Annotated in this window: 23 protein-coding genes; 10 read left to right on the forward strand and 13 right to left on the reverse strand. The window is 72.1% G+C overall.

Annotated elements, in window-relative coordinates:
• Positions 1-151: 151 nt before the first annotated feature.
• Together ABH925_RS00005 and ABH925_RS00010 are read right to left on the reverse strand one after the other, a co-directional pair.
• Positions 152-1828 carry an ABC transporter substrate-binding protein gene (locus ABH925_RS00005; protein ID WP_370144334.1) on the reverse strand — a complete coding sequence of 559 codons (1677 nt, stop codon included), beginning with the start codon at positions 1826-1828 and terminating at the stop codon, positions 152-154.
• A 206-nt stretch (positions 1829-2034) separates the two neighbouring features.
• Positions 2035-3033 carry a LacI family DNA-binding transcriptional regulator gene (locus ABH925_RS00010; RefSeq protein ID WP_370144335.1) on the reverse strand — a complete coding sequence of 333 codons (999 nt, stop codon included), beginning with the start codon at positions 3031-3033 and terminating at the stop codon, positions 2035-2037.
• Between the two features lie 468 nt (positions 3034-3501).
• Between ABH925_RS00010 and ABH925_RS00015 the strand changes: the two genes are divergently transcribed.
• Both ABH925_RS00015 and ABH925_RS00020 read left to right on the forward strand, forming a co-directional pair.
• Positions 3502-4923 carry a GH1 family beta-glucosidase gene (locus ABH925_RS00015; protein ID WP_370144336.1) on the forward strand — a complete coding sequence of 474 codons (1422 nt, stop codon included), beginning with the start codon at positions 3502-3504 and terminating at the stop codon, positions 4921-4923.
• A gap of 56 nt (positions 4924-4979) precedes the next feature.
• On the forward strand, positions 4980-7121 hold the full coding sequence (locus tag ABH925_RS00020) for a beta-galactosidase (RefSeq protein WP_370144337.1): 2142 nt from the start codon (positions 4980-4982) through the stop codon (positions 7119-7121).
• Positions 7122-7183: 62 nt separating this feature from the next.
• Here the strand turns inward: ABH925_RS00020 and ABH925_RS00025 are convergent, their stop codons facing one another.
• The 3 genes from ABH925_RS00025 to idi all read right to left on the reverse strand — a co-directional run bounded on the left by ABH925_RS00025 (position 7184) and on the right by idi (position 8560).
• A complete protein-coding gene (locus ABH925_RS00025; RefSeq protein ID WP_370144338.1) occupies positions 7184-7576 on the reverse strand; it encodes a hypothetical protein in 393 nt (130 codons plus the stop codon).
• Positions 7573-7863: a hypothetical protein gene (locus ABH925_RS00030; protein ID WP_370144339.1), complete on the reverse strand. Its 291-nt coding sequence runs from the start codon at positions 7861-7863 to the stop codon at positions 7573-7575. The genes ABH925_RS00025 and ABH925_RS00030 overlap by 4 nt, the downstream gene beginning before the upstream one ends.
• Positions 7864-7969: 106 nt before the next feature.
• Positions 7970-8560: an isopentenyl-diphosphate Delta-isomerase gene (gene idi / locus ABH925_RS00035; protein ID WP_370144340.1), complete on the reverse strand. Its 591-nt coding sequence runs from the start codon at positions 8558-8560 to the stop codon at positions 7970-7972.
• Positions 8561-8919: 359 nt separating this feature from the next.
• Here idi and ABH925_RS00040 point away from each other — a divergent pair, with 359 nt between their 5' ends.
• The 5 genes from ABH925_RS00040 to ABH925_RS00060 all read left to right on the forward strand — a co-directional run bounded on the left by ABH925_RS00040 (position 8920) and on the right by ABH925_RS00060 (position 13486).
• Positions 8920-9675: a sugar phosphate nucleotidyltransferase gene (locus tag ABH925_RS00040; RefSeq protein ID WP_370144341.1), complete on the forward strand. Its 756-nt coding sequence runs from the start codon at positions 8920-8922 to the stop codon at positions 9673-9675.
• Complete coding sequence (locus ABH925_RS00045) at positions 9663-10724, forward strand: iron-containing alcohol dehydrogenase family protein (protein ID WP_370144343.1); 1062 nt, start codon at positions 9663-9665, stop codon at positions 10722-10724. Before ABH925_RS00040 ends, ABH925_RS00045 begins: the two co-directional genes overlap by 13 nt.
• Positions 10702-11526: a CDP-alcohol phosphatidyltransferase family protein gene (locus ABH925_RS00050; protein ID WP_370144344.1), complete on the forward strand. Its 825-nt coding sequence runs from the start codon at positions 10702-10704 to the stop codon at positions 11524-11526. Before ABH925_RS00045 ends, ABH925_RS00050 begins: the two co-directional genes overlap by 23 nt.
• Before the next feature lie 4 nt (positions 11527-11530).
• Entirely contained in the window at positions 11531-12430 is a 900-nt protein-coding gene (locus tag ABH925_RS00055; protein WP_370144345.1) for a glycosyltransferase family 2 protein, read from the forward strand.
• A 135-nt stretch (positions 12431-12565) separates the two neighbouring features.
• Positions 12566-13486 carry an ABC transporter permease gene (locus ABH925_RS00060; protein WP_370144346.1) on the forward strand — a complete coding sequence of 307 codons (921 nt, stop codon included), beginning with the start codon at positions 12566-12568 and terminating at the stop codon, positions 13484-13486.
• A 48-nt stretch (positions 13487-13534) separates the two neighbouring features.
• Here ABH925_RS00060 and ABH925_RS00065 read toward each other — a convergent pair whose 3' ends face one another.
• A complete protein-coding gene (locus ABH925_RS00065) occupies positions 13535-14530 on the reverse strand; it encodes a cytochrome c oxidase assembly protein (protein WP_370144347.1) in 996 nt (331 codons plus the stop codon).
• Positions 14531-14761: 231 nt separating this feature from the next.
• On the opposite strand from ABH925_RS00065, the gene ggt reads away from it, so the two are divergent.
• On the forward strand, positions 14762-16597 hold the full coding sequence (ggt, locus tag ABH925_RS00070; protein WP_370144348.1) for a gamma-glutamyltransferase: 1836 nt from the start codon (positions 14762-14764) through the stop codon (positions 16595-16597).
• A gap of 183 nt (positions 16598-16780) precedes the next feature.
• A complete protein-coding gene (locus tag ABH925_RS00075) occupies positions 16781-17602 on the forward strand; it encodes an exodeoxyribonuclease III (RefSeq protein WP_370144349.1) in 822 nt (273 codons plus the stop codon).
• Positions 17603-17771: 169 nt separating this feature from the next.
• Here the strand turns inward: ABH925_RS00075 and ABH925_RS00080 are convergent, their stop codons facing one another.
• From ABH925_RS00080 to ABH925_RS00095, 4 genes are read right to left on the reverse strand one after another with little or no spacing between them, the layout of a single operon-like run.
• Entirely contained in the window at positions 17772-19043 is a 1272-nt protein-coding gene (locus ABH925_RS00080) for an amidohydrolase family protein (RefSeq protein WP_370144350.1), read from the reverse strand.
• On the reverse strand, positions 19040-20350 hold the full coding sequence (locus ABH925_RS00085; protein ID WP_370144351.1) for an amidohydrolase family protein: 1311 nt from the start codon (positions 20348-20350) through the stop codon (positions 19040-19042). The genes ABH925_RS00080 and ABH925_RS00085 overlap by 4 nt, the downstream gene beginning before the upstream one ends.
• Entirely contained in the window at positions 20350-21240 is an 891-nt protein-coding gene (locus ABH925_RS00090; protein ID WP_370144352.1) for an SDR family NAD(P)-dependent oxidoreductase, read from the reverse strand. Before ABH925_RS00090 ends, ABH925_RS00085 begins: the two co-directional genes overlap by 1 nt.
• Complete coding sequence (locus tag ABH925_RS00095) at positions 21231-22055, reverse strand: acetoacetate decarboxylase family protein (RefSeq protein ID WP_370144353.1); 825 nt, start codon at positions 22053-22055, stop codon at positions 21231-21233. The genes ABH925_RS00090 and ABH925_RS00095 overlap by 10 nt, the downstream gene beginning before the upstream one ends.
• 104 nt (positions 22056-22159) lie before the next feature.
• On the opposite strand from ABH925_RS00095, the gene ABH925_RS00100 reads away from it, so the two are divergent.
• A complete protein-coding gene (locus ABH925_RS00100) occupies positions 22160-22804 on the forward strand; it encodes a TetR/AcrR family transcriptional regulator (RefSeq protein WP_370144354.1) in 645 nt (214 codons plus the stop codon).
• A gap of 34 nt (positions 22805-22838) precedes the next feature.
• Here the strand turns inward: ABH925_RS00100 and ABH925_RS00105 are convergent, their stop codons facing one another.
• The 3 genes from ABH925_RS00105 to ABH925_RS00115 form a co-directional block, all read right to left on the reverse strand.
• Positions 22839-24593: a serine/threonine-protein kinase gene (locus ABH925_RS00105; RefSeq protein ID WP_370144355.1), complete on the reverse strand. Its 1755-nt coding sequence runs from the start codon at positions 24591-24593 to the stop codon at positions 22839-22841.
• Positions 24594-24693: 100 nt separating this feature from the next.
• Complete coding sequence (locus ABH925_RS00110; protein ID WP_370144356.1) at positions 24694-25062, reverse strand: VOC family protein; 369 nt, start codon at positions 25060-25062, stop codon at positions 24694-24696.
• A gap of 117 nt (positions 25063-25179) precedes the next feature.
• Positions 25180-25833: a dihydrofolate reductase family protein gene (locus tag ABH925_RS00115; protein ID WP_370144357.1), complete on the reverse strand. Its 654-nt coding sequence runs from the start codon at positions 25831-25833 to the stop codon at positions 25180-25182.
• Between the last annotated feature and the right edge of the window lie 128 nt (positions 25834-25961).

Consider the following 25961-nt stretch of genomic DNA (forward strand, 5'->3'; position numbering starts at 1 on the left):
GGGGCGGGGGGCTCGGGGGGGGGGGGGGTGCGTGTTCCAACCCCCTTATTTGGCGCGCCCCCCGGGGGGGGGGCGCCCCCCCCGGGCCCCCCCCCCCGGGGGGGGGGGGGGGGGGGCGCACGACCGGCGGGAGAGAGCGGTGGAGGGTGGACTAGTTGGTGGCGGGGGTGAGGTGCAGGACCACGTCCAGCGCCTCCGGGATGGTCGGCTGGGCGCCGGCGTAGGGGTTGGCGTCGTCCGGCCAGCCCACCCAGTTCTTGGTGGAGTACTCGGCGCCGACGTTGCCCGCCGAGGTCGGGATCATGGGGACCTGGTCGACCATGATCTGCTCCAGGGTGGTCAGCGCCGCGGTCCGGGTCGCCTCGTCGGGGGCGTTGGCGTAGTCCTTCAACGCCTGGGTCGCGGCCGGGTCGTTGAAGCGGCCGTAGTTGCCGCCGGGGCTGTCGGTGCCGATCGCCTTGAGGCTCGCGCCGTCCATGATGTTCTCGTACATGTCGTACGGGGTGGCGCCGCCGTTGCTCCAGTGCATCGCGGCCTGGAAGTTCCCGCTGCCGATGTTCTTCGTCCAGGCGTTCTCGTCGGCCTTGTCGATCGTGGCCTGGATGCCGATCTGGGAGAAGTTGTCGGCGATGATGCTCAGGTCGGTCTGGTAGTCGGACCAGCCGGCCGGGTCGGTCAGGGTGATGGTGACCGGCTTGCCGGTGGGGTCCTTGAGGGTGTTGCCGGCGTAGCTGAAGCCGGCCTGGGTCAGCACCTTCTTGGCTCCGGCGACGTCCACCGTGGCGTTCTGCCCCTGGTACTGGGTGGCGATGAAGGAGTCGCCGGCCGGTGTCGGCAGCCCGGTGATATTGCTGATCAGCGGCTTGAAGTAGCCCGACTCGCCCTGGTTGAAGATGTCCTCGCGGTTGATCACCATCGCCATGGCCCTGCGCAGCGCCGGGTTGTCGAAGGGCTTCAGCGTGGTGTTGATCCACAGGCCGTCGGCGCTCAGGGTCGGCGGGAAGTAGAGCTTGTAGTGGGCCGGGTCCTTGCCCGCGTACACCGTCTTGGCGTTGGGGATGAACACGTAGCCCCACTCGGCCGCGCCGCTGACCAGGGCGGTGGTCTCGGCGTCGTTGCCGGTGTAGGAGGTGTAGCGCAGCTCGCCGACCTTTGGCGCGGTCTGCCAGTAGCCGGAGTTGCGGGCGCTCAGCGTCACCGTCTGCGGGGTGAACGACTTCAGCGTGTAGGGGCCGGTGCCGACCGGGCTGGTGACCGGGTCGGTGCCGGGGTCGGACATCTTCGACCAGATCGCCTTGGGGACCACGAAGGTCTTCAGCACCTTGGCCTGGGTGACGAACTGGGAGGTGTTGAAGTCCACCGTGACGGTGCTGCCGCTCGCCGAGGCGTCGGCGATGTCGAGGGCGTTGAAGTTCAGTGCGGTGTGGTCCTTGAGGATCTGGAAGGAGTAGGCCACGTCGTCGGCGGTCATCGGGGAGCCGTCGGAGAACTTCACGCCGTCGCGGACGGTGAGGGTGAGGGTCTTGTAGTTGTTGGTCCAGGTCCACTTGGTGGCCAGCCAGGGCTTGGCCGCGTCGGCGGGCTTGGCGTCGTTCACCATGGCCACCGGCTCGTAGATCATGTAGCGGTAGCCGAGGGCGGCGCTGGCGGAGGTGTTGAGGAAGGGGTTGTTGTTGTCGGTCATCTGCCCGTCGGGCATGCCGATGTTCAGCACTCCGGCGGCGGAACCGCCGTTGGACTTGCTTCCCGGGTTGCTGCCGCAGGCAGCGAGGCAGGTGATCGCCAGGCCGCCGACGACGAGGGCGGCGGTGGTGCGGGATATGCGCATGAGTCCCCACTTCAGAGAATGCCGTTGGGAGGATGCCGGGTTGCTGTGGTGCCGTGCGGAGCTGTGGTGCCGTGCGGAGCTGTGGTGGTGTGGAGGCGTGCGGGATCGCGGGAGGGCGCGGCCTCCGCGGAGGGGTGAGGGGATGGGGGTGCGGGACTCCGGAGTGCCGTGATGACGGTGCGTCAGGACGGCGGGCCGGTAACGGACTACGGCCGGGTGGAGTCCCGGACGACCAGGGTGGTGGGCAGGATCTGCGGGGTCACCGGCAGCGGCGTCCCCTGGAAGTGCGCCAGCAGCATCCGGGCCGCGGCCTCGCCCATCTCCTGCAGCGGCTGGTGCACGGTGGTCAGCGCGGGGTCGGTGTACGAGGCCAGCGGCACGTCGTCGAACCCGACCACCGCCACGTCCTGGGGCACCCGCAGCCCGGCCTCGCGCAGGGCCTGCAGCGCGCCCGTCGCGGACAGGTCGTTCTGGGCGAAGACGGCGTCGAACTCCACCCCGTCGGCGAGCGCCCGGGCGACCAGGCGGTACCCCTCCTCGACGGTGAAGTCGCCGACCAGCACCCGCGACGGCGGGAGCGGCGACTGTGCCGCCGCGTACACCCCGGCGAAGCCGGCCAGCCGTTCCTGTGCGCAGCCGAAGTGCTCGGGGCCGGTGACGACGATCGGTCGCCGCCGGTCCAGCTCCAGCAGATGGCGGGCCGCCGACTCGCCGCCGGCCCGGTCGGTGGTGGCGACCGAGGGGAAGAGCGGCTGGTGGCCGCGGTCGTCGATCAGGACGACCGGCAGCCCGGCGTCGTGCAGTTCGGTGATGTAGTCGAGGGTGCCCTCGGGTTCGATGACCAGCAGTCCGTCGAAGGACTTCGCCGACACCTGCTGGGCGAAGCTTCGGAGCGACTCCGCCCCGCGGTTGCAGGTGAACAGCAGCAGGCCGAATCCCTCGGCCTCTACGACGTCGATCACGCCCTGGAGCACCGCGCCGATCCAGGGCCAGGTCAGCGACGGGACCAGCATGCCGACGATCCTGGTCCTGCCACGGGCCAGGCCCACCGCCCCCGCGCTGGGGACGTATCCGAGTTCGGCGATGACCTGCCGGACGCGGGCCGCGGTCTCCGCGTTCAGCTCGCCCTTGCCGTTGAGGACCCGCGAGACCGTGGTCTTGCTGACCCCGGCATGGGCGGCCACATCGGCGATGGTGATCGGCATGTCCGGTCCGCCTCCGTTCGTCGTTGATCGGCTGCTGCGGGTGGAGTGGAACCAGGCCGGAACCGGTGGTGGAGAAGGGGGTGGAACCGGTTCCGAAAGCGGTTCCGTAACCGGTTTCGTGGCGGAGTCAACCAGGGTAGCCTCCGTCCCGTCAATCACGTTCCGGCAACAAAGAGTTAACTCGGCGACTGAGCCAGGAGAGCGCTCTCTGCTGCCGGGAGCCTGGCGCGGGGTGGCAGTGCTGTCAAGAGTCGAAGTCGGAGACGTTGCCAGGATGTGACCTGCCTTCAGGTCTCGCACACATGGTGGGTCGGATGAGTGGGCTCTTGACGTCCATGGAGTCCGGCGGCGACACTCCAGTCATCCAGAGAGCGCTCTCTCGCCCCCTCCAACGCCGAGCCCGCTCGACCGCACGCTCCCGCTCGACCGCACGCTCCCCCTCGCCACGGACGCCGACTGGAGTGACCCATGACCACCCGCATCGAGCCCGGGGCCGCCGCGCACGCGGCCGACGCGCCTGCCACGGCTGTCCCCGCCCTGCCCGCCGACTTCCTCTGGGGTGTCGCCACCTCCGCGTACCAGATCGAGGGTGCGGCCTTCGAGGACGGCCGCACCGCCTCCATCTGGGACACCTTCTGCCGCGTCCCCGGTGCGGTGTTCGAGGGTCACAACGGCGACGTCGCCTGCGACCACTACCACCGGATGCCCGAGGACGTGGAGCTGATCGCCGGGCTCGGCGTCGACGCGTACCGCTTCTCGCTCTCCTGGCCCCGGATCCAGCCGGGCGGCAGCGGTGCCGCCAACACGCGCGGCCTGGCCTTCTACGACCGGCTCGTGGACGAACTGCTGGCCCGCGACATCCTGCCCTGGGTCACCCTCTACCACTGGGACCTGCCACAGGAGTTGGAGGACGCCGGCGGCTGGCCGGCGCGGGACACCGCGCACCGGTTCGCGGACTTCGCCGGGCTCGCCATGGGCGCGCTCGGCGACCGGGTCCGCTGGTGGACCACCCTGAACGAGCCCTGGTGTTCCGCGGTGCTGGGCTACGAGACCGGCAGGCACGCACCGGGCCGGACCGACCCCGCCGACGCCATGGCCGCCGTGCACCACCTGCTGCTCGGCCACGGCCTCGCCGCGCAGCGGCTGCGCGCGACCGCCCCCGGCCCGATCCAGGTGGGCATCACCCTCAACACCGCCCACGCGCTGCCCGCCACCGATGCCCGTGCGGACCGCGAGGCGGCCCGCCGCGCCGACGGCCTGGGCACGCGGATCTACACCGACCCGCTGGTGCTGGGCAGTTACCCGGCGGACGTGGTGGACGACCTCGGCGCGCGGGGCCTGCGGCTCCCGGTCCAGGACGGTGACCTGGCGGTGATCGCCCAGCCGCTGGACTTCCTCGGCGTCAACTACTACACCAGCCACGTCTTCTCCGGCTCCGACGAACAGGGCCGCGAGCTGGTGGACGGTCTCCCGGTCACCCGGCAGGTGCCGCAGGGCCTGCCGGTGACCGCGATGGACTGGGAGATCACCCCGGACGGACTGACCGACCTGCTGGTCCGGCTCGGCCGCGACTATCCGGGCCTGCCGATCTACGTCACCGAGAACGGTGCCGCCTTCGACGACCGGCCCGGACCCGACGGCGAGGTCGACGACCCCGACCGGACCGCCTACTACGCCCGGCACCTCGACGCGGTCGCCGCGGCCCGCGCGGCCGGCGCCGACGTACGGGGCTACTTCGCCTGGTCGCTGCTGGACAACTTCGAGTGGGGCTACGGCTACGAGAAGCGCTTCGGCATCGTCCACGTGGACTACGCGACGCAGCGGCGGACCCCCAAGCAGAGCGCGCACTGGTACCGCGACACCATCCGCCGCACCCGCGCCGGCGACTGACCCCCGCGCGTCCCCGCCCTCCCCAACGCATCCCACACCGGAATTGAGGACCATCCGTGCTCATCGAGCTCCGTGACGGCGTACTGCACACCGACGGCGCCCCCGGCCTGCTCGCCACCGCCGACTACCCGTACTACCGCGACGACCCGTCGGTGTGGCGGGAGCGGCTGCGCACCCTGCGCGACGCCACCGGCATCCGCGTCGTGACCAGCTACTTCCCGTGGCGGCACCACCAGCCCGAGGCCGATCTGCCGCCGGACTTCACCGGCGCCACCCGGCCCGACCGCGACCTGCTCGGCTATCTGCGCATCTGCGCCGAACTGGGGCTCGGCGTCATCGCCAAGCCGGGGCCCTTCATCCACGCCGAGACCAACTACGGCGGACTCCCGGACTGGATCTGCCCGCTGACGAATGCTCAGGTCGAGCCCTCGCTGGACGCCGACGGCCGACCGGTCCTCTGGAACGGCTCCCGGCACGACCCGGACGGCGGTATCGAGCGCTGGCCGCTGCCGTCCCCGGTCGGCGCGCACTTCGGCGCGCGGGTCGGGGAGTGGCTCCGCGCGGTGGGCAAGGAGGTGCTGTCGGCCACCACGACACCCGAAGGGCCGGTGGTCCTGGTCCAGATCGCCAACGAGGGGCTGTTCACCGACGGCGCGCTGCCGCTGTGGGCGTACGACTACAGCGAGCCCGGCCTGACCTTCTTCCGTGCCGGTCTGCACCGGCGGTACGGCAGCCTGGACGCCTACAACGCCGTGCACGGCACCGCGCACCGGGAGTGGTCCGCCGTCGAACCGCCGCGCGAGCGGGGGGTCCCGGCCGACGCCCGTGCGGAACTGGCGCTCGCCGACTGGGGCCGCTACCACTCCGACCTGCTCGCCGAGGCGTACCACGGCTGGACCGAGGCGCTGGGTCCGGCGGTCCCGGTCCTGGTCAACCTCAACCCGCCGGCCGGGGAGGCGCACGCCTTCGACGCCTGGCTCTCCCGCGTCCGCCCGGAGCGCTGGAACGGCATCCACTACGGCTTCACCAACTGGATGGGCGTGGTCTCCAGCGACCGGACCGCACACGCCCGTTACGTGCTCGCCGCGAAGCGCGCCCCGGGTCCGAACCTGGAGGAGAACTGGGGCTTCTCCGAGCTCTACGACCGCGCCTACGCCGCCGGGGCGACCAGCTTCCACCAGAGCCTGCTGGCACTGGCGGTGGGCGCCACCGGCATCAACGTCTACACCGGCGTGGCCACGTCGGGCTGGGGCGACGACCTCGACCTGATGCACTCCGCGCCCTACCCCGACTGCCCGCCGGTCGACGCGCAGGGCCGCCCCACCGACAAGGCCGCGACGGTGCGGATGCTGAGCGACTTCTTCGCCGTCCACGGCGCCGAGTACCTCGCCGCCCTCCCTGCCACGCAGGCCAGTTGGGGCCTGTACGCGCCGTACGCGGCGATCGCGGCCTGGCTGCCCGACGTGGTCGCGGACGACCCGTCCGGCACCGGTTGCGGCAGGCCGCTCCGGGCGCTGCACGAGCGGCTCCGCGACGCCGGGCAGGACTACCGCGTCGTCGACCTGGAGAGCGCGACCCCCGAGCAGCTCGCCGGCCATCCGCGCATCGTGCTGCACGGCGGCCGGTTCATGCACCGGGCGGTGCAACAGCTGCTCGCCGCCCACATCATGGCCGGGCACACGGTCGAACTGTCCGGCCCCGTTCCGCTGTTGGACGAGGAGTTGACGCCCTGCGCACTGCTCGCGGACGCCCTCGCCCAGCAGGCGCGGCAGGAGTGCACCCTCGCGTCGCCGGTGCGGGTCACCGCCGGCAGCGCGGACGCCTACTGGCGTTCGGCCGGGCCCGACTCGGGCTATCTCACCGTCCTGGTGCAGAGCGACAACGAGGGCCCGGTCGCCGTCGAGCTGGACCTCGGCAGCCGCAGCGCGCGGGTCACGCTCACGGTGGCGGCCGGCGGCGCGGCACTGCTCCGCATCCTCGCCGGGACGCTGGACGACTTCCTGCTCACCGGCCTGAACGCCTACCTCGCCTCGGCCGTCACCCCGTCGGTCGGCTTCGCCCTCACCACCGACACCGACACCGCTGTCGACGCCGCCGACACCGCCGCAGTGGCGGACGTCGCCGCCCGCACCGTTCGGGCCGAGGGGCCCGCCGATCTGGCCCGGATCGGGGGGATCCTGCGCACGCTCACGCCGTGACCGCGCGCACCACCGCGCACACAGCGGGTCCCCGCCGCCACGGCGGGGACCCCGTGGGGCGGCTACCCGTCCAGCCGTGGATCGTCGATGTCGACGGTGACGATGCCGGGCGGATAGTCCTGCTGGCGAGCCGTCAGAATCAGGTGCTGTGTCGGCTGCAACGGCGTGGGCAGGCTGGCAGCGATGGCATGGCAGACATCCGGGCTGCCGTAGCCGTCCCGGACCATGCCGGCAACGGTGACTCCGCTGACCGCGTCCAGGGGCTGGACCTCGATCGCCTGGAGTGCCAGAACCGCCCGCGCAGCCCCTTCGTCCTTGATCTCAGCCTCCACCAGGCACAGCACCGGCACGAGCAGGTGCTGGAAGGGAGAGTGCAAGGCGTTGTCGACGATCCGATGGAGCCGTGGGTGCCCGGCGGCCAGCGCTGTCAAGGCGCTGGCATCCAGGAGGATCACGCGGTGCGCCCCGGCGCGAGCCTCTTACGGGAGTCCTCGGCCGCGATCGCGTAGACCCGCTGCAGCAGATCCGGGCCCTGGTCGAGTTCCCCATCGGTGAGCGTCATGCCGAAGTGCTCACGCATCAGCCGGCGGCCCTCCTGCACGCGCTCGGCGATCTGCGTGGCGGTCGGCTGCTGCTCGGCCAGCCGGGCGACCAACTGCCCGATGCTGGTTCCCTGCTCGCCCGCCAGTATGGCGAGCCGGTCCCGGGTCTCCGTGGACACCTTGATCGTCGTATCAGCCATGTCAGCATGGTATGCCGATGCGAATACTTTCGGGATACCTTCGCCGGTTCCAGTGCCCGGGGCTGAGGCCGATCGGCGGATGGCCGGTCGGCCTCAGGCGGGCGTGCTACCAGCCCGCACCGGGGACCAGCTCGCGGATCGCGGGCCTGGCCGCGTCCAGTACCGTGCCGAACCAGGCCGAGAACGGCTTGGCCGCACGCAGCTCTGCCAGCTCCTCGGCGGTGACGAAGCGGACCGCCGCCACCTCCGTCGGGTCCGGGCGCTGCGCGGGGTCGGCGATGCCGACGAAGAGGTGGTTGTACTCCTGCTCGACCAGGCCGGTGGCCTCGTCGGGGTGGTTGTAGGTGACCGTCCCGCCCTGCTGCATCCGCACCGGGGCGGCACCGAGCTCCTCCGCCGTGCGGCGGGCGGCCGCCGCGAACGGGGCCTCGTCCGGGTAGGGGTGGCCGCAGCAGGTGTTCGACCACACACCGGGGGAGTGGTACTTGCTCAGAGCGCGCTGCTGCAGCAGCATCCGTCCCTCGGTGTCGAACAGGAATACCGAGAACGCCCGGTGCAGCTGCCCCGGGGCCTGGTGGGCGGCCAGCTTCTCGGCCGTGCCGATGGTGCGGCCCTGCTCGTCGACGAGCTCCAGCAGGATCTCGGGCGCGGTACCGGCTCCGTTCGCGGGCAGGGTGGTCGGATCGCTGATCGGCATGGGCAACCTCTCGGCTGGTGGCTTCCGGGCTGCGCTCCCGGCGTCGACGGCGGAGTCCGCCGCCGACCAGTCTGCCGTACCCGGAGGAGACGATCATGGCGAAGGGTCGGTTGGGGATGCTTTGTCCTGGTGGGAACCGCGCCGGTACCGCGCGGGACGCCCCCGGACGCCCCCGGCGGGCCGTGCCACGCGGCTTGTGGCGGAGGACGGCCTTCCGGGATGATGATCGCCGATGGACGGGACCGGCCCGCGCGTGCGGCCCGTCGCCGGACGTCGCCTACGATCGGGGCGGCACCCCGCCACGTGACGGCATCCGCCCGCACGCACCACAGCCCGCACCACAAGGACCGGAGAACCACATGATCGGCCTCGTTCTGGCCGCCGGCGCCGGACGTCGTCTGCGCCCCTACACCGACACTCTCCCCAAGGCCCTGGTGCCGGTGGACGGCGAGCGGACCATCCTGGACCTCACCCTGGGCAACTTCGCCGAGGTCGGGATGACGGACGTCGCGATCGTGGTCGGCTACCGGGCCGAGGCGGTGTACGAGCGCAAGGCGGCGCTGGAGCAGACCTACGGGCTCACCCTGCACCTGGTCGACAACGACAAGGCCGAGGAGTGGAACAACGCCTACTCGCTCTGGTGCGCCCGCGAGCTGTTCCGCGATGGCCTGCTGCTGGCCAACGGCGACACCGTGCACCCGGCCTCGGTGCAGCGCACCATGCTGGACGCCAACGCCGCGCTGACCGCGGAGGGCAACGCCCCCGGCATCCTGCTGGCGCTGGACACCGTGAAGAAGCTGGCCGACGAGGAGATGAAGGTCGTCGTCGACCCGGCGAAGGGCATGCGCAGGATCACCAAGCTGATGGAGCCGGCCGAGGCGACCGGTGAGTACATCGGCCTGACCGTGATCAACCCGTCCGCCGCCGACGACCTGGCCTCCGCCCTGCAGGCGACCTTCGAGCGCGACCCGCAGCTGTACTACGAGGACGGCTACCAGGAGATGGTCGACCGTGGTCTGCGCATCGACGTGCAGCCGATCGGCGAGGTGTCCTGGGTGGAGATCGACAACCACGAGGACCTGGCCAGGGGACGGGAGATCGCGTGCCAGTACTGACCCGGCTGATCCCCTCGCCGCTGGTCGTCGACATCCGCGCGGGGGCGCTGGACGACCTCGGCGTGATCCTCGCCGACCAGCGGATCTCCGCGTCGGGACGGCTCGCGGTCGCGGTCAGCGGCGGCTCGGGGGCGGCGCTGCGCGAGCGGCTCGCCCCGCAGCTGCCCGGCGCCGAGTGGTACTCCGTCGCGGGCGGCACCCTGGACTCGGCGGTCACCCTGGCCGACCAGATGCGCTCGGGGCACTACGACGCGGTCGTCGGCCTGGGCGGCGGGAAGATCATCGATGCGGCCAAGTACGCCGCCGCGCGGGTCGGCCTGCCGATGGTCGCGGTCGCGACCAACCTGGCCCACGACGGCATCTGCTCCCCGGTCTCCACCCTGGACAACGACGCCGGGCGCGGCTCCTACGGGGTGCCCAGCCCGATCGGGATCATCGTCGACCTGGACGTGATCCGGCAGGCCCCGCCGCGCTTCGTCGCGGCCGGGATCGGCGAGGCGGTCTCCAACATCTCCTGCATCGCCGACTGGGAGCTGTCCCATCGCGAGACCGGCGAGAGCGTGGACGGACTGGCCGCCGCGATGGCCCGTACCGCCGGGAACTCGATCCTGCTGCACCCCGGCAGCATCGCCGACGACAGCCTGCTCGGCGCGCTGGCCGAGGCCCTGGTGCTGACCGGCATCTCGATGAACGTGGCCGGCAGCAGCCGGCCAGCCAGCGGCGGCTGCCACGAGATCAGCCACGCGCTGGACCTGCTGCACCCCACCCGCAGTGCCCAGCACGGCGAGCAGGTGGGCCTCGGCGCGACCTTCGCCACCTACCTGCGCGGCGAGCACGAGCTGGCCGGCCGGATGGGCGCGGTGCTGGCCCGGCACGGCCTGCCGGTGGTGGCCGCACAGATCGGCTTCAGCGACGAGGAGTTCGTCGCCGCCGTGCACTTCGCTCCGCAGACCCGCCCAGGACGGTTCACCATCCTGGAGCACCTCGACCTCGACCCCTCCGCAATCCGGGACGCGTACACCGACTATGTCAAACACGTCAGCTCCTGAACGCCCTCAGCCGGGCAAGGGCGGCAAGCCCACCCTGGCCGAGTTCCGCGCGGTCGCCCACCCCGAGGGGCTGCTCGACCGCCGCTCCGGTGAGCACTGGGCCGGACGCATCTACATGCGCCGGATCTCGTCGCGGGTCACCCGCCACCTGGTCGACGCCCCGGTCAGCCCCAACCAGCTGACCTGGCTGATGATGCTCACCGGGATCCTCGCCGGCGCGGCGCTGCTGATCCCCGGCCTGGCCGGCGCGGTCGTCGCCGCCCTGCTGATCCAGGTCTACCTCGGCCTGGACTGCGTCGACGGCGAACTCGCCCGCTGGCGCAAGCAGACCTCCACCACCGGCGTCTACCTGGACCGGGTCGGCCACTACCTGTCCGAGGCCGCGCTGCTGACCGGCGCCGGTCTGCGCGCCGCCGACCTGTTCAAGGTCAACGGCGGCACCGCCTGGATGTGGGCCTTCCTCGGTACGCTCGCGGCACTCGGCGCGATCCTGATCAAGGCCGAGACCGACCTGGTCGACGTGGCCCGGATCCGGCGCGGCCTCTCCGCCGTCGATGACTCCGCCTCGGTGCCGCGCGCCTCCGGCGTCGCCCGGGCCCGCAAGCTCGCCTCCGCGCTGAAGTTCCACCGCCTGATCGGCGGCGTCGAGGCCTCGCTGGTGCTGCTCGCGGCCGGGATCGCCGATGCCGTGCACGGCGACCTGCTGTTCACCCGGATCGCGGTGGCCGTGCTCGCCGCCATCGCCGTCCTGCAGACGGTGCTGCACCTGCTCAGCATCGTCCTCTCCAGCCGGCTGCGGTGATCGGATGACCCCCGCCGCTACCGCCGAACCGCTCACCCTGGGCGCGGTCGTGCTGACCCAGGGCACCCGGCCGGCCGAGCTCAGGGCCCTGCTCGACTCGGTCGCCGCCCAGCACGGCCCGGCCGTCGAGGTCGTGGTCGTCGCCAACGGCGTTCCGGTGCCCGAACTCCCGCAGGGGGTGCGCGGGGTCGAGACGACGGCGAACCTGGGCATCCCCGGCGGCCGCAACGTCGGCATCGAGGCCTTCGGGCCCGATGCCGCCGACGTGGACGTGGTGCTGTTCCTGGACGACGACGGCCTGCTGCCGCAGGCCGGCGACGCCGAACTCGTCCGCGCGGCCTTCGCGGCCGACCGCTCCCTCGGCATCGTCAGCTTCCGGATCGCCGACCCGGACACCGGCGTGACCCAGCGCCGGCACGTCCCTCGGCTGCGGGCCGCCGACCCGATGCACTCGTCCAAGGTCACCACCTTCCTCGGCGGGGCCTGCGCGGTGCGCAGCGCCGTCTTCGCCACCTCGGGGCAGCTCCCGGCGGAGTTCTTCTACGGCCACGAGGAGACCGACCTGGCCTGGCGTGCGCTGGACGCGGGCTGGAACATCGAGTACCGCGCCGATCTGCTGCTGCACCACCCGACCACGCTGCCCAGCAGGCACGCGACCTACCACCACAACATCGCGCGCAACCGGGTCTGGCTCGCCCGCCGCAACCTGCCCGCCCCGCTGGTGCCGCTGTACCTGGGCACCTGGATGCTGCTGACCCTGGCCCGGCGCCCGTCGGGCCCGGCGCTGCGGGCCTGGTTCGGCGGCTTCGCCGAGGGCTGGCGCACCCCCTGCGGCCCGCGCCGCCCGATGCACTGGGGCACGGTCTGGCGGATGACCAGGCTGGGCCGCCCGCCGGTGGTCTGACCGCGCGGCGGTCCCAACCGTGGTGCTTCGAGTCCGCAGTGGTCGGGGTCCGCGGCGGTCCGGGCCGCCGGTGGTCCGACCCCGCTTTGGCCCACCCGCGCTGCCGCCGTGCCGGGGACGTGAGAGCGTCGGAGCGTGACCGAGCACAGCGGCAGCGCGACCGCGGCACCGCCGCATGCCGCCACCGCCGCGCCGGAGGCGTCCGCCGCGCTGGCCGCGCGTTTCGGACTGTCCGTCAGCGGCCGCCGCCCCGGGCTGCCCGAGTACACCCGGCTGCTGTGGGGGCGGCGGCACTTCATCGTCGCGTTCGCCACCGCGCGGCTCACCGCGATGTACACGGCCGCGCGGCTGGGGCAGATCTGGCAGGTGCTCACACCGCTGCTCAACGCGGCCGTCTTCTACCTGGTCTTCGGTCTGCTGCTGGGTACCAACCGGGGTGTCCCCAACTACATCGCCTATCTCTGCACCGGCGTGTTCGTGTTCCAGTTCACCCAGTCCGCCGTGCTGGCCGGGACCCGCGCGATCGCCGACAACCTGGGCCTGATCCGGGCGCTGCACTTCCCGCGCGCGTGCCTGCCGATCGCGTTCACCGTGATCCAGCTGCAGCAGCTGGTCTTCTCCATGGGTGTGCTCGGCGTGATCATCCTGGTCACCGGCGAACCGCTGACCTTCCGCTGGCTGCTGGTGCTGCCGGTGCTCGTGCTGCAGTCGGTGTTCAACGCGGGGCTGGCGATGACCATGGCCCGGATCGGCGCGAAGACCACCGACATGGCCCAGCTGATGCCGTTCATCATGCGCACCTGGATGTATCTCTCGGGCATCTTCTGGAGCGTCAGCACTGTCACCGCCCACGTCCCGCACTGGATCAGCACCGCGCTCAACCTCAACCCGGCCCTGATCTTCAACAACCTGATGCGCTACGCCCTGATGGACTCCGTCGCCGCCAGCGCGCTGCCGCACCACGTCTGGCTCGCCGTCACGGCCTGGACGGTGACCGTCGGGCTCGGCGGCTACCTGTTCTTCTGGAGGGCCGAGGAGGAGTACGGCCGCGGCTGAGGGCCCGGCCGAAGAGACCTTCCCAGAATGCTGGACGGCCCTCCCGGGCTACTGGTCGGCGGCGCCGTAGCGGCGGGCGAGGTTCGGGTCGTCGAGCCACCAGGGGCGCATCATCTCCGGGTCGCCGCCGTCACTGCCGCCGACGGACCGGGCGGCCCGCTGCTCGGCGATCTGGGCGTCGATCGCGGCGTCCACGGCGGCGGTCTCGGCCCGGCCCCTGACCATCATCCGGCGTACCAGGGCCGCCAGGAACGGGAGTCCGGCCATGTCGCCGAGCACCCAGAGCGCGCTGCCGCCCCACACCTGGTCCTGCCGGACCGACGCGCCCCAGGGGCGGCCCAGGGACTCGTAGTAGTGCTGGGCCACCGTCCCGTGGCCGTAGACCAGCAGCAGGCCCAGGCCGGCGTCGAAGATCACCTCGGCCATCGTGATGAACACCCCGACCAGCGCCGGGTACTCGTGTCCCACCGGGTCGACCTGCAGGCGGGGCCAGAAGTAGGCCAGGCCCAGGACCACCAGGATCAGGTGCAGGCCGATGTTCCAGCCGGAGCTGGTCATGGTGTGCTCGTACCAGGGGGTGAAGAACAGCAGCCACGGCGGCACCATCAGCACCGCGGTCGACACCGCCGGGAACATCAGCACCTTGGACGGGCGGCTGCTCAGCGCCCGCAGCACCCGCGCGCGGCCCCGCTCGGAGGAGGCGTCCGCGGCCAGCGAGACCGGGGCGCCCATGGCCAGCAGCAGCGGCACGACCATCAGCAGCAGGATCACCTGCGAGGCCCGGTCGGTGAAGAGGATCCGCTCGTAGACACCGATGCCCGAGCAGGTCACCCAGATCCACAGCAGCAGACCGGAGTACCACGCCGCCGTCCGGCCGAGCGGCCAGCGCTGCTGCGTGCGCCGCAGCCGCAGTAGGCCGAGCCCGTAGACCGCGCCGAGGAGCACCGACAGGGCGAGGACCGCCGGCTCCGGCTGCCATGACGTCACCAGGTCCGACCACTGCCACGCGGGTGGTCCGGAGTAGCCGACCGCCAGCACTGCCATCGCCCTCTCCTGCCCTTCGCCTGCCGCGCGCCTGCCCGCGTCTGCCGGAGTCGCTCCGCCCGGTGTCGCACCGGTCTGTCGTGGTCGGTGCCGATTCATCATGACCGATCGGGTCCGCACCTTCCGCACCGCCCCCGCCGGTTCACCCCCAGGGGTGCTTGTGCGAGGTCTTCTTGTGTGAACACCGTCAGCTGTGCCGCAATGGTCCGTACACCGCCACAGGAGGCACACATGGGAGTCCGTGGACGTCTCGCACCACCGCTGCTGCTCGCCGTCGCCCTCGTCGCACTGACCGGGGCCCCGGCGGCCCACGCCGCCCCGCCGACGTCGGCACGGTCCGCACCGGCACCGCTGCCGCCCGCACCCAAGACGGCCGAGGCCGTCGGCTACGGCGGGGCGGTCGCCAGCGTGTCGGCCGAGGCCACCGACATCGGCATCGGGGTGCTGCGCAACGGCGGCAACGCCGTGGACGCCGCAGTCGCGGCCGCGGCCGCGCTGGGCGTCACCGAGCCGTTCTCCTCCGGCGTCGGCGGCGGCGGGTACTTCGTCTACTACGACGCCCGCACCCACAGGGTCAGCACCCTGGACGGGCGGGAGACCGCGCCGCTGACGGCGGACCAGAACCTGTTCCTGGAGAACGGCGTACCGCTGTCCTTCGCCGACGCCGTCAGCAGCGGCCTGTCCGTCGGCACCCCGGGCACCGCGCAGACCTGGGCGCAGGCGCTGCGGCTGTGGGGCACCCGCTCCTTCGCCGACTCGCTGAAGCCCGCCGAGAAGCTGGCCCGCACCGGGTTCGTGGTGAACCCGACCTTCGCCCAGCAGACCGCCGACAACGCGACCCGCTTCGCGGCCTTCCCGGCCACCGCCGCGCTGTTCCTCCCGGGCGGGAAACCCCCGGCCGTCGGCAGTCTGTTCCGCAACCCCGACCTGGCCGCCACCTACCGCGAGCTGGAGCGCGACGGCACCGCCGCCATCTACCGGGGCGACATCGGCCAGGACATCACCAGCCTGGTCCAGCACCCCCAGGTGGACCCGGCCTCGGGCTGGGACGCCCGGCCGGGGCAGCTCTCGATGGCCGACCTGGCGGCCTACCAGGTCCGGCAGCAGGCCCCGACCGAGGTCGACTACCGGGGCCTGGACGTCTACTCCATCGCCCCGTCCTCCAGCGGCGGGACCACGGTCGGCGAAGCACTGAACATCCTCAACGACTTCGACCTGCGGCACGCCTCGTCCACCCAGTACCTGCACGACTACCTGGAGGCCAGCCGGATCGCCTTCGCGGACCGCAACCGCTGGGTGGGCGACCCGCGCTTTGTCGACGTGCCGACCCAGGGCCTGCTGTCGCAGCGCTTCGCCGACTCCCGGGCCTGCCTGATCAAGCCGGACTCCAGCCTGACCAGCCCGCTGGCCCCGGCCGACCCCCGGCATCCCGGCCACGGCTGCGCCGCCACCGGCACCCCGGCGCCGACCACCTACGAGGGCACCAACACCACGCACCTGACCGTGGCCGACCGCTGGGGCAACGTCGTCTCCTACACCCTGACGATCGAACAGACCGGCGGCAGCGCCATGGTGGTGCCGGGCCGCGGCTTCCTGCTCAACAACGAGCTGACGGACTTCGACTTCACCGCCGCGGTCCCCGGGGTCCCCGACCCCAACCTGCCGGGCCCGGCCAAGCGGCCCCGGTCGTCCATGTCGCCGACGATCGTGCTGCGTGACGGGCGCTTCGACTTCGCCGAGGGCTCGCCCGGCGGCTCCACCATCATCACCACCGTGCTGCAGGTCCTGCTGGGCCACGTGGACCGGGGGATGACCCTGGAGCAGGCCATCGCCGCGCCGCGCACCAGCCAGCGCAACGCCGCCACCTCGGACGCCGAGCCGGCCTTCCTGGCCTCGCCGGACGCGGCGGCGCTGACCGCGATCGGCGAGGTGTTCGCGCCCAACCCGGAGATCGGCGCGGCCACCGGCATCCAGGCGCTGCCGGACGGACGGCTGGACGCCGCGGCCGAGCCGGTACGCCGGGGCGGCGGCGCGGCCTCCGTGGTGTGGCCGGTGGGACCGCAGTAGCGGCCGCGGTCGTGGCGGCGCCGCGTCGCGGCGACACGGCGCCGCCACGACGCGGTGAGGGCGCTGCGGTGAGGGGCGGTGACCGGCGCGGACGGTGCCGCCGGGCGGCGGCACCCGGTCGCTGTCAGTGGCGGACGGTAGGTTGAGTGGGAGCCCGTTCCTACGCACGGAAGCAGTGATCCGATGACCGTCCGCGTCGCCACCTGGAACATTAACTCGGTCAACGCCCGGCTGCCCAAACTGCTGGAGTGGCTGGGATCCGCCGAGCCCGACGTGCTCTGCCTCCAGGAGCTCAAGTGCCCCACGGACGCCTTCCCGTTCGACGCGGTGCGCGAACTCGGCTATGAGACGGCGGCGCACGGCACCGGCCGGTGGAACGGTGTGGCGGTGCTGTCCCGGATCGGCCTGGACGACGTCGTGCGGGGGCTGCCGGGCCAGCCCGGCTACCTCGCGGACGACGCCGATGACACCCTGCTGGCGGCCGAGCCCGAACAGGAGCCCCGGGCCGTGGCCGCGACCTGCGGCCCGGTCCGGGTCTGGTCGGTCTACGTCCCCAACGGCCGCGAGGTGGGCCACGCCCACTACGCCTACAAGCTGGAGTGGCTGGCCGCGCTGCGCGAGGCGGTCCGCGAGGACACGGCCGGCACCCGTCCCTTCGCGGTGCTGGGCGACTTCAACGTCGCGCCGACGGACCAGGACGTCTGGGACCCGGCCAAGTTCGTCGACTCCACCCATGTCACCCCGGCCGAACGCCAGGCCCTGGCCGACCTGCGCGACCTCGGCCTGGCGGACGTGTTCCCCCGGGCGCTGAAGTACGACCACCCGTTCACCTTCTGGGACTACCGCGGCCTGGGTTTCCCGAAGAACTACGGCATGCGGATCGACCTCGCCTACGGCAACAAGCCGTTCGCGGAGGCCGTCTCCGACGCCTATGTCGACCGCGAGGCCCGCAAGGGCAAGGGCACCTCCGACCACGCCCCGGTGGTGGTCGACCTGGCCCTCTGACCCCTCGGGCTCACTGCCGCTGCCGCCCTGCCGCCCTGCCGCCCTGCCGCCCTGCCGCCCTGCCGCCCTGCCGGGTTGCGGCGCTGCTGTGGCCGCCACCGACCCGTGGGGCCGCCCTCGCCCGGACGGGTGTCGGGCGACCCCGGGTCACGTCACGTCAGCTCACGGGTCACCACACCCGGACGGAGCCTCCCTGGGCGAAGGCCGGGCTGGTGGCGCCCGGCGGGGGAGCCGCCAGCGGCTCGGCGACCTCGCCGACCAGCGGGCCGACCTTGGCGGCCAGCAGGTCCAGGGCCGGCAGGTCGAAGCCGTACACCCGGGCGGCGTTGCCGCCGACCATCGCCGCGACCTCGGCGTACGGGAGGCCCGCGTAGGCGGTGCGCAGCGCCTCGGTGGTGTACGGGAAGGTGCCCTCGTCGTGGGGGAAGTCACTGCCCCACATGATCTTGTCGAGCCCGATCCGCTCGCGCATCTGGACCTCGTGCACCCGCATGAAGCTGGCGCCGACGTAGCAGTTGCGGTCCCAGACGCTGCGCGGCCCGTCGCCCATCAGCTCGGCCAGCCCCGCGCCGAACTTCGACTCGGCCGTGGCCGCCCGGGTCGCCGCGCCGACCAGGCGCCCGTGGTAGTACTCCAGCATCTCCAGGACGCCGGGGATCCACCCCGACCCCTGCTCGGTCAGCACCAGCCTGAGCCCCGGGTACCGCTGGAACGCCCCGCTGAAGACCAGGTGCCACAGGGCCCGGTGCGAGAACCAGGTCGCCTCGACCATGTACACCGCCCGTGCGGCCGGTTCCGGCCCCAGCACCGGGCCGCCCGACCCGCCGTGGTGGTTCACCGGCACGCCGAGTTCCGCGCAGACCGCCCACAGCGGCTCGTACACCTGGGAGTAGAGCTCGGGTACCGGGGAGCCCGGCAGTACCCCGGGCAGCACCACGCCGCCGGTCAGCCCGGCCGCGTGGCAGCGCCGTACCTCGGCGACGGCCTGGTCCACCTCGTTCAGCAGGATCTGGAAGGTCCCCGCCCGCCGACCGGGCGCCAGCGAGCAGAAGTCCGCCATCCACCGGTTGTGGGCCTGCAGTCCGGCCCAGCGCAGCCGGTACTCCTCGGCGGTGGGCTGAACCGCCGTCAACGAGGTGCTGGGGTAGAACGGCGGGACGGTGTTGGGGAACACCACCTCGGCGACGATGCCGTCCTGCTCCAGCTCGGCCAGCCGCCGGTCCGAGTCCCAGTTGCGGTCCGCCTCGGGCGCCTGCAGGTCCGCGAACGGGTTGACGTATCCGGCGGCCCAGGCGTCGAAGTCCTCGTGGTACTCGGAGGCCAGGTAGGGCCGGTAGTCCAGCAGGTCCGCGCCCGCGTGGCAGTCGGCGGACACCACGGTGTAGCGCTCGGGCTGCCGGGTCTCCGGCTGTTCGTCAGCGATGGTCTCGGGACTGGTCACAGGGTTCTCCCCGCGGTGGGTGCGGCGGTGCCGATGAAGGGGAAGTCGTGCCCGGTCAGCCAGTGCCGGCCGACCTCGCGGGCCGGGGCCCAGGCCGCCAGCACCGCCGTCTGGTCCTCCGGCTGCCCCAGCTCGGCCGGCGTCGGCCCGATCCGGCGCGCGATCGGTGCCAGCGCCTCGGTGTCGAAGCCGAAGACCTCGGCGCAGGAGAGTCCGAGCATCCGCCGGGTCTCCTCGACCGGGACGTCGTGGAAGGTGGTCCGCATCCACTGACGGGTCTGCGGCCAGGTGCCCTCGGGGTGCGGGAAGTCGCTGCCCCAGCAGATGTTGTCCACCCCGATCTCGTAGCGGTACGCCAGTTCCCGCCGCTTGGTGTTGGTCGCCGCGATGAAGCAGTTGCGGTCCACGTACGCGCTGGGGGCCATGGTCAGCTCGGCGAACGGCGACAGCTTCTTGCCGCCGTGCGCGCCGAGGTAGAGCCGGTCCATGAACCAGAGCAGGTTCGGCAGCCACCAGCAGCCGGACTCGGCCACGCCGAACCGCAGCCCGGGGAACCGCTCGAACACGCCGGACCAGAGCAGGAACCACAGCGGCCGGGAGGGCCAGAAGGTCACCTCGGTGACGTAGATCCCCAGGTGGTCGCCGTACTCCTGGCGCGGGGCCGCGCCGGAGTGGGTGACCACCGGCATCCGCAGTTCCTCGCACACCGCCCAGACCGGGTCGTAACGCCGGTCGTGGTAGGGCGCCTTGTCGACCCACATCGACGGGATCATCACCGCGCGCAGCCCGGACGCGTGCGCCCTGCGTACCTCCGCCACCACGGTGCCGACCTCGCCGGTGATCGGCAGCAGCGCCACCCCGGCGTGCCGTTCCGGTGCCGCGCTGTCGGCGATGAACTCGGCCAGCCAGCGGTTGTGCGCCTTGGCGCCGGCCATGCCCAGCACCGGGTCCTGGTCGCCGCTCAGGCCCAGGCCGACGCCGAAGGGCGCGGCGGTGGTGCTGTCCACGGCGTCGGCGTCCGGGAACACGACCTCGCCGGCGACCCCGTCGCCGTCCAGCTCCTTGTCGCGCTGCGCCGCGTCCCAGCCGCCGCGCAGCCCCTCCTCGTGCTCCTCGAACCACTTCTGCGCGAAGGCCTCGTTGCGCACGCCCAGCCGCGTCGCCGACTCGCGCCGGGCGGCGGCCTCGCCGAGGAAGGCGTCGAAGGCCTCGTGGTGGGCCGACTCGAGGTAGGGCCGGTACTGCTCGGTGGGCAGGCCGGCGTGGCAGTCCGACGAGATGATCAGATAAGGCTGCTGAGCCGCCATCAGTCGTCCCCCAGAATGAACCGCTCCAGATAGGTCGGGTTGCTGCGTTCCAGCATCGACCGGGACCGGGCCCGGATCTGCCGGTCGCTGTGCTCACTGGCCGGCAGCATCCAGAACCGGTCGGCCCGGATCCCGTCGACCACCGTCGCCGCCACGTCCTCGACCGGCGTGAACTCGATCTGCTGCCCCGCCGCGCCCATCGCCGCCTCCCACTGCGCCAGGCTGCGGTAGGGGGTCTTCCGGGGGCGCTCCTTGGCGTACCGGTCGGGCCGGTTGCGGTGCGACTCCCAGAGCCCGGTGCGCAGCATGTGCGGGCCCGGGAACAGCACGGACGCGCCGATCGGCGCCTGCTCCGCGCGCAGGTGCGCGTAGAGCGACTCGGTCATGGTCACCACCGCCGCCTTGGTCACCGCGTACACCGAGGCGGTGGGCAGCGGTGCGATGCCGCCGTCCCCCGAGGAGGTGTTGACCAGGTGCCCCGGCGCTCCGCCGGCCAGCATCCGCGGCACGAACGCCTGGATACCGTGGAAGACGCCCCAGACGTTGACCGCGAAGGCCCACTTCCAGTCGTTGGGCTCGTGCTCCCACATCCGGCCCTCGGCCCCGGAGCCGACCCCGGCGTTGTTGCACAGCACGTGCACCGCCCCGTAGGCGGTGTAGGCCGCATCTGCCAGCGCCTCGACCGAACCCCGCTCGGACACGTCGGTGACCTGGGCGATCGCCTCCGCGCCGCGTTCGCGCAGGACGGAGACCGCCTTGTCCAGGGCGGGCTCCTCGACATCGGCGAGGACCACCTTCAGCCCCTCGGCGGCGAAGCGCTCGGCCATGGCCAGGCCGATGCCGCTGGCGGCGCCGGTGACCACGGCCACCTGACCCGGCGTCAACTCCATCGCTGACCCCCGGCCGGAGCGGCAGGCGCGTCCAGCACCTGCATCGGGTCGTCGTAGCGCTGGTGCACGTACGGCAGCAGCGCCTGTGCGCTGACCCGCTCGACCACTCTCCCGCGCTGGTCGGAGGTCTTCTCCCCGATGGTGATCTCCAGCAGCCGGCGTACCGGCAGATCGGCCACCGGGTCGAACGCCGACTCCCGCAGCACCACTTCGCCCTCGATGCCCTCCAGCCGCCGTACCCGCTCGTTGCGGGTGCAGTGCACCAGTACCGGATCGAGGTCGAAGCCCTCGCCGTCCACGGCGGGCAGGAACTTCAGGTAGAAGTCCAGCTTGCGCACCGGCTCGGGCAGCGGCAGTTCGCCGGTCACCCGGCCGCGGACCTCGACGAAGGTGATGCCGTGCCGGGTCAGAGTGGCCACCACCCGGTCCCCGTGCGGCAGTTGCTCGCGGGTCACGGCGATCTCGCCGAGCTTCTTCGGCTCGCCGAACACCTCCCGGCCGCCGATCAGCGCCCGCTCGGTGCTCATCGGCATCACCAGCGGGTACCAGCCGGTGTGCTCGCCGTGCTGTGCGCTGACCGCGAACGACCCCGCGCCCAACGGGCTGCCGAACAGGTCGACCTGACTGATGTTCACCCGCACCAGCGCCCGCTCGGCGGGCTTCAGCGGCGGCGGCAGCACCTGCGCCACGGCGTCGGGGTCACTCTCCCACAGCGCGACCACGCCGGTGGACCAGATGTCGGGCAGCACCGCCCGGCTGCTCTTCGCCGCCGCGATGTCCGCCTCGCTGCGCGGGCCGTACCGTACTCGTGCCATGGCTGCACCACCTGCCTTCTCCCGATGGGTCTGTAACACTGTTACTCCGGTGGGTGTGCCGGGTAAAGACTCGTGCAGGAGATCAATTCGCAGCGGAGGGACGTATGGTGACGAAGCGTCAGGAGCGTGGGTCGGCAGCGCCGGCGCTGAGTCGCGAGGCCGTCCTGTCCGCCGCCGAGGAGCTGGTCCGGTCCCAGGGGGCGCAGGCGCTGACCATGCGCAGGCTCGCCGCCGAGCTCGGCACCGCCGTCACCGCGATCTACTGGCACGTCGGCAACCGTGAGGCCCTGCTGGACGAGCTGGTGCAGCGCACGGTCCGGGAGATGGGCCAGCTGGAGGCGCGGGGCGCCACTCCGGCGGCGCGCGCCGAGTCGGTGGCGCTGGCGCTGCGCCGCAAGCTGCGGGAACGTCCGCACCTGATCGCCCTGGTGCACGAACGCGGGCTGACCGAGCTGATGATGCTCCCGGCCCAGCGCGCCCTGGTGCACGAGGCCCACGCGGCCGGCCTGCGCGGGCCGGCCGCGGCCGAGGCGGTACGGGCGGTGCAGTTCCAGGTGGTGGGCTTCGTCCTGGTGGAGCGCAACCGCGAGCGCGCACCCCGTCAGCACCCCGGCGAGCCGGACCTCTGGGACGCCGAGACCGCCGAGCAGGATCCGGGCCTTGCTGCGGCCCTCGCCGCCCCACCCGACCCCGACCGCCTCTTCGCCACCACCCTCCGAGCCCTGATCCTCTCCCTCTGGCCGGGCTAGCGCTTGGCTCGGCCTCGCCGGGCTCTGTCGACTGCTACTTCAGGCCGGCCATCGTTCCCTTCATGACGGTGGTGAGGGCGGCGACCATCGAGGCGTTGTAGGAGGTCGGGCAGGAGTTCACATTCATATAGATGAACATATTGGCGTCCTGGACCTCCAGCGAGTACGTCCAACACGTGATGCCGCCGCCGGAGCTCACCCCTTTGCTCTGTTCGGCCTGTTCGCCCAGCGCGACGGGAGAGACGGAGTAGGTGCTGTCGAACCTGGTCGAGTTCGTGTAGTCCGCCCTGGCTGCACCGGCAGTGGGGTAGACGCGTGCTGCCATGTCGACGTTGCTGGTGCCGAAGTTGACAGTGCAGCCCCGTTCCGTCCCGGTGACCCCGTCCTCCTCGTCGGTGGCCAAGGACTGGTGTGTCGGCGTGTTCGCCAGCGGGCCGAACAGCTGCTGCAGGCTGCCGGTGTCGACCTTGTCGCACAGGTTGACCACGGTCTTGTAGGGCCCGGTGATGCCCCCGGCGTCAGCCGGGCTGGACGATGCCGACGCGGGCGCCGGGACGGGCGCGAGGTCGATCGGGCCCCGCTTGGCGACGTTCGATGTGCTTGCCGAGATCGCCGAGGAAGTGAGGAGCGCGGCCGTGGTGGCGAGCCCGGCCGCCAGGAGGACCGCGATGGTGGCGACAACCGTCCGACGGCGGTTGTCCGCCCGGCCGGGCTGCGGTGCGCTGGCGCGTGGCGTCAGGGGAAGTGTTGCGTCGGGTGCACGGACGGCCCCGGCCGGAGTCGGGGGCCCGACGACCGGAGCCGGTGGAGTGGCGGGCGGAGCAGGTGGAGCGGCCGGCGAGGCCTGCTCGGAGGCGGGGACGGACGGAGTCGAGGCAGGATCGGGCGGTGTCTCGACGTCGAGCAGTTCGGCGGTGCGGCGGCTGAGCTGTGACATCACCGGTGCGGAGAGCCAGTCGGGGGTGATCAGGCCGGCCGCGCCTTCGGGCGCGAGGGTCGTGGCGATCTGCTGCGGCGTGGGACGGGAGGCCGGGTCCTTGGCCAGGCAGGCGGCGGCGAGCGCGCGCAACTCGCCCTGCAGCGCCCCCAGATCCGGTTCACCGTGCGCCACCTGGTACAGCAGCGCGGCGGCGCTGTCGGCGGGGAACGGCCCCTGGCCGTTGGCCGCGTAGGCGAGTACCGCGCCGAGCTGGAAAACGTCGGACGCGGCATCGAGCGGCCGGCCCAGCACCTGTTCGGGCGACAAGGAGCCGGGCGAGCCGATCACCATGGCACCGTGGGTGAGTGAGGCGGTCGCGACGCTGTCCATGGCGCGCGCGACGCCGAAGTCGATCAGTACCGGGCCGCCGGGCGACAGCATCACATTGGACGGCCTGACGTCACGGTGGGTCAGCCCGAGCCCGTGGATGGCGGCCAACGCCTCCGCGAGACCGGCTGTCAGCGTCCGCACCCCGTGCTCGGTCAGCGGACCGAACTCCAGCACCGCCTCCGACAGGGCAGTCCCCGCGACATACCTGGTCGCGACCCAGGGATCGGCCGACTCGGTGTCGGCATCGAGCACCGGCGCAGCCCACGAGCCCTCCACCCGGCGCGCCGCGGTCACCTCGCGCCGCAAACGCGCCCGGAACTCCGCGTCCCGGGCCAGCTCCGGCCGGATCACCTTCACGGCCACCGTCCGTCCTCCGGCGGTGCGGCCCAGATACACGACGCCCATGGCGCCCTCGCCGAGCCGGCCGAGCAACCGGTACGGACCGACGACCGACGGATCCCCCGCCACCAACGGTTTCACGCGCGCACCACCCTCCCCCTGGACACTGCCGGGGAGACTCTAGACGATCCGGCCGACACCGAGGCCGCCCCAGGACGGGAGGCTGCGGGTGATCGTGGCGTCAGCTTCCGGTCAGACAGAAGGGATGCCCGGCCGGGTCGGTGAAGACCCGCCACCGGTCGCCGCCCGGTTGGTACTCCGGCTTGCCCGCGCCCAGCTCCAGGAGCAGCGCCTCGGCCTCGTCGAGGTCGTCGACCGCGAAGTCCAGGTGGGATTGCTGGGGCACGGCCTGCTCGGGCCAGTGCGGAGCCCGGTAGTCGTCCACCCGCTGGAAGCCGATGAAGAGCCCGTCCTCGCGGGTGAGCCCGGCGAAGTCGGCGGTGGATCCCTGGGCCGGCGCGAGCCCGGTGGCCTTCTGGTAGAACGCGGCCAGAGCCAGGGGATCGGAGCAGTCGAGCGTTATCGCCGTGAGCTTCAGCTGCGGGGGCAAGTCGACTCCTTGACGGCCATCACGCTCGGGCTTGCATGCGGTCACACCGTACTGATCAGTTCCCACCTTTGGCGATCCGCTTTTTACGTCCACACCGCGCCGCAAGCAGACACGGCGCTATGCCGATCCGTCGATACGATCGGCCCGGGGAGCCCGCCCTCCCTGGCCGATCGTGCCTGCGCTCTTGTCGGCGTCGATCCTGCGGTCAGCCTTGACGCGGTAGTGCAGATGGACGGTGCCGCCGGCGAACCGGCGCTCGTCGAGCAGCTCGAGATCGAGGCGGATGTCGTCCGGCAGGGCCTTGCTGCCGCCGCCGACGATGACGGGGACGACGGTCAGGTGAAGTGCGTCGACGAGCCCGGCTTTGAGAGCCTGGCCGGCGAGTTCGGGACCGCTGACGGAGATGTCCCGCGAGGCCTCGGCCTTCATCCGCCGGATCGCCTCAGGGTCGAACGTGCGCTGGATCCGCGTCTTCCTGGACGTGAGGTCCGCGTCCGCGAGGGTCCGCGAGTAGACGACCTTCTCGGCCGCCTGCCAGATCTCTGCGAATTCCCGGGCGACGCGCGGCTGGTCGGGAACCTCCAGCGCGGTCTCCCAGTAGCGCATCGTCTCGTACATGCGTCGGCCGTAGAGATACGTGCCCAGTGGACGCACGTGTTCGTTGACGTAGGCGTGGACCTCGTCGTCGGGCGCACCCCAGTCGAACTTGCCGTCCCGGTCGGAGATGTAGCCGTCGAGGGAGCAGATTGTCGAGAAGATCAGGTGTGTCATGGTGCGGAATCTACTCGCGCCCTCTGACAGCCGGATGCTTCGGATCATCGACGCGCGCGGCGACGTCCGCGGCCGTAGAGCGGAGATCCACCAGATCCCACTGCGGGGACCCCAGGTCTGACCGGCAC

It is taken from the genome of Streptacidiphilus sp. EB129, from assembly GCF_041262645.1.
Taxonomy (GTDB): domain Bacteria; phylum Actinomycetota; class Actinomycetes; order Streptomycetales; family Streptomycetaceae; genus Streptacidiphilus.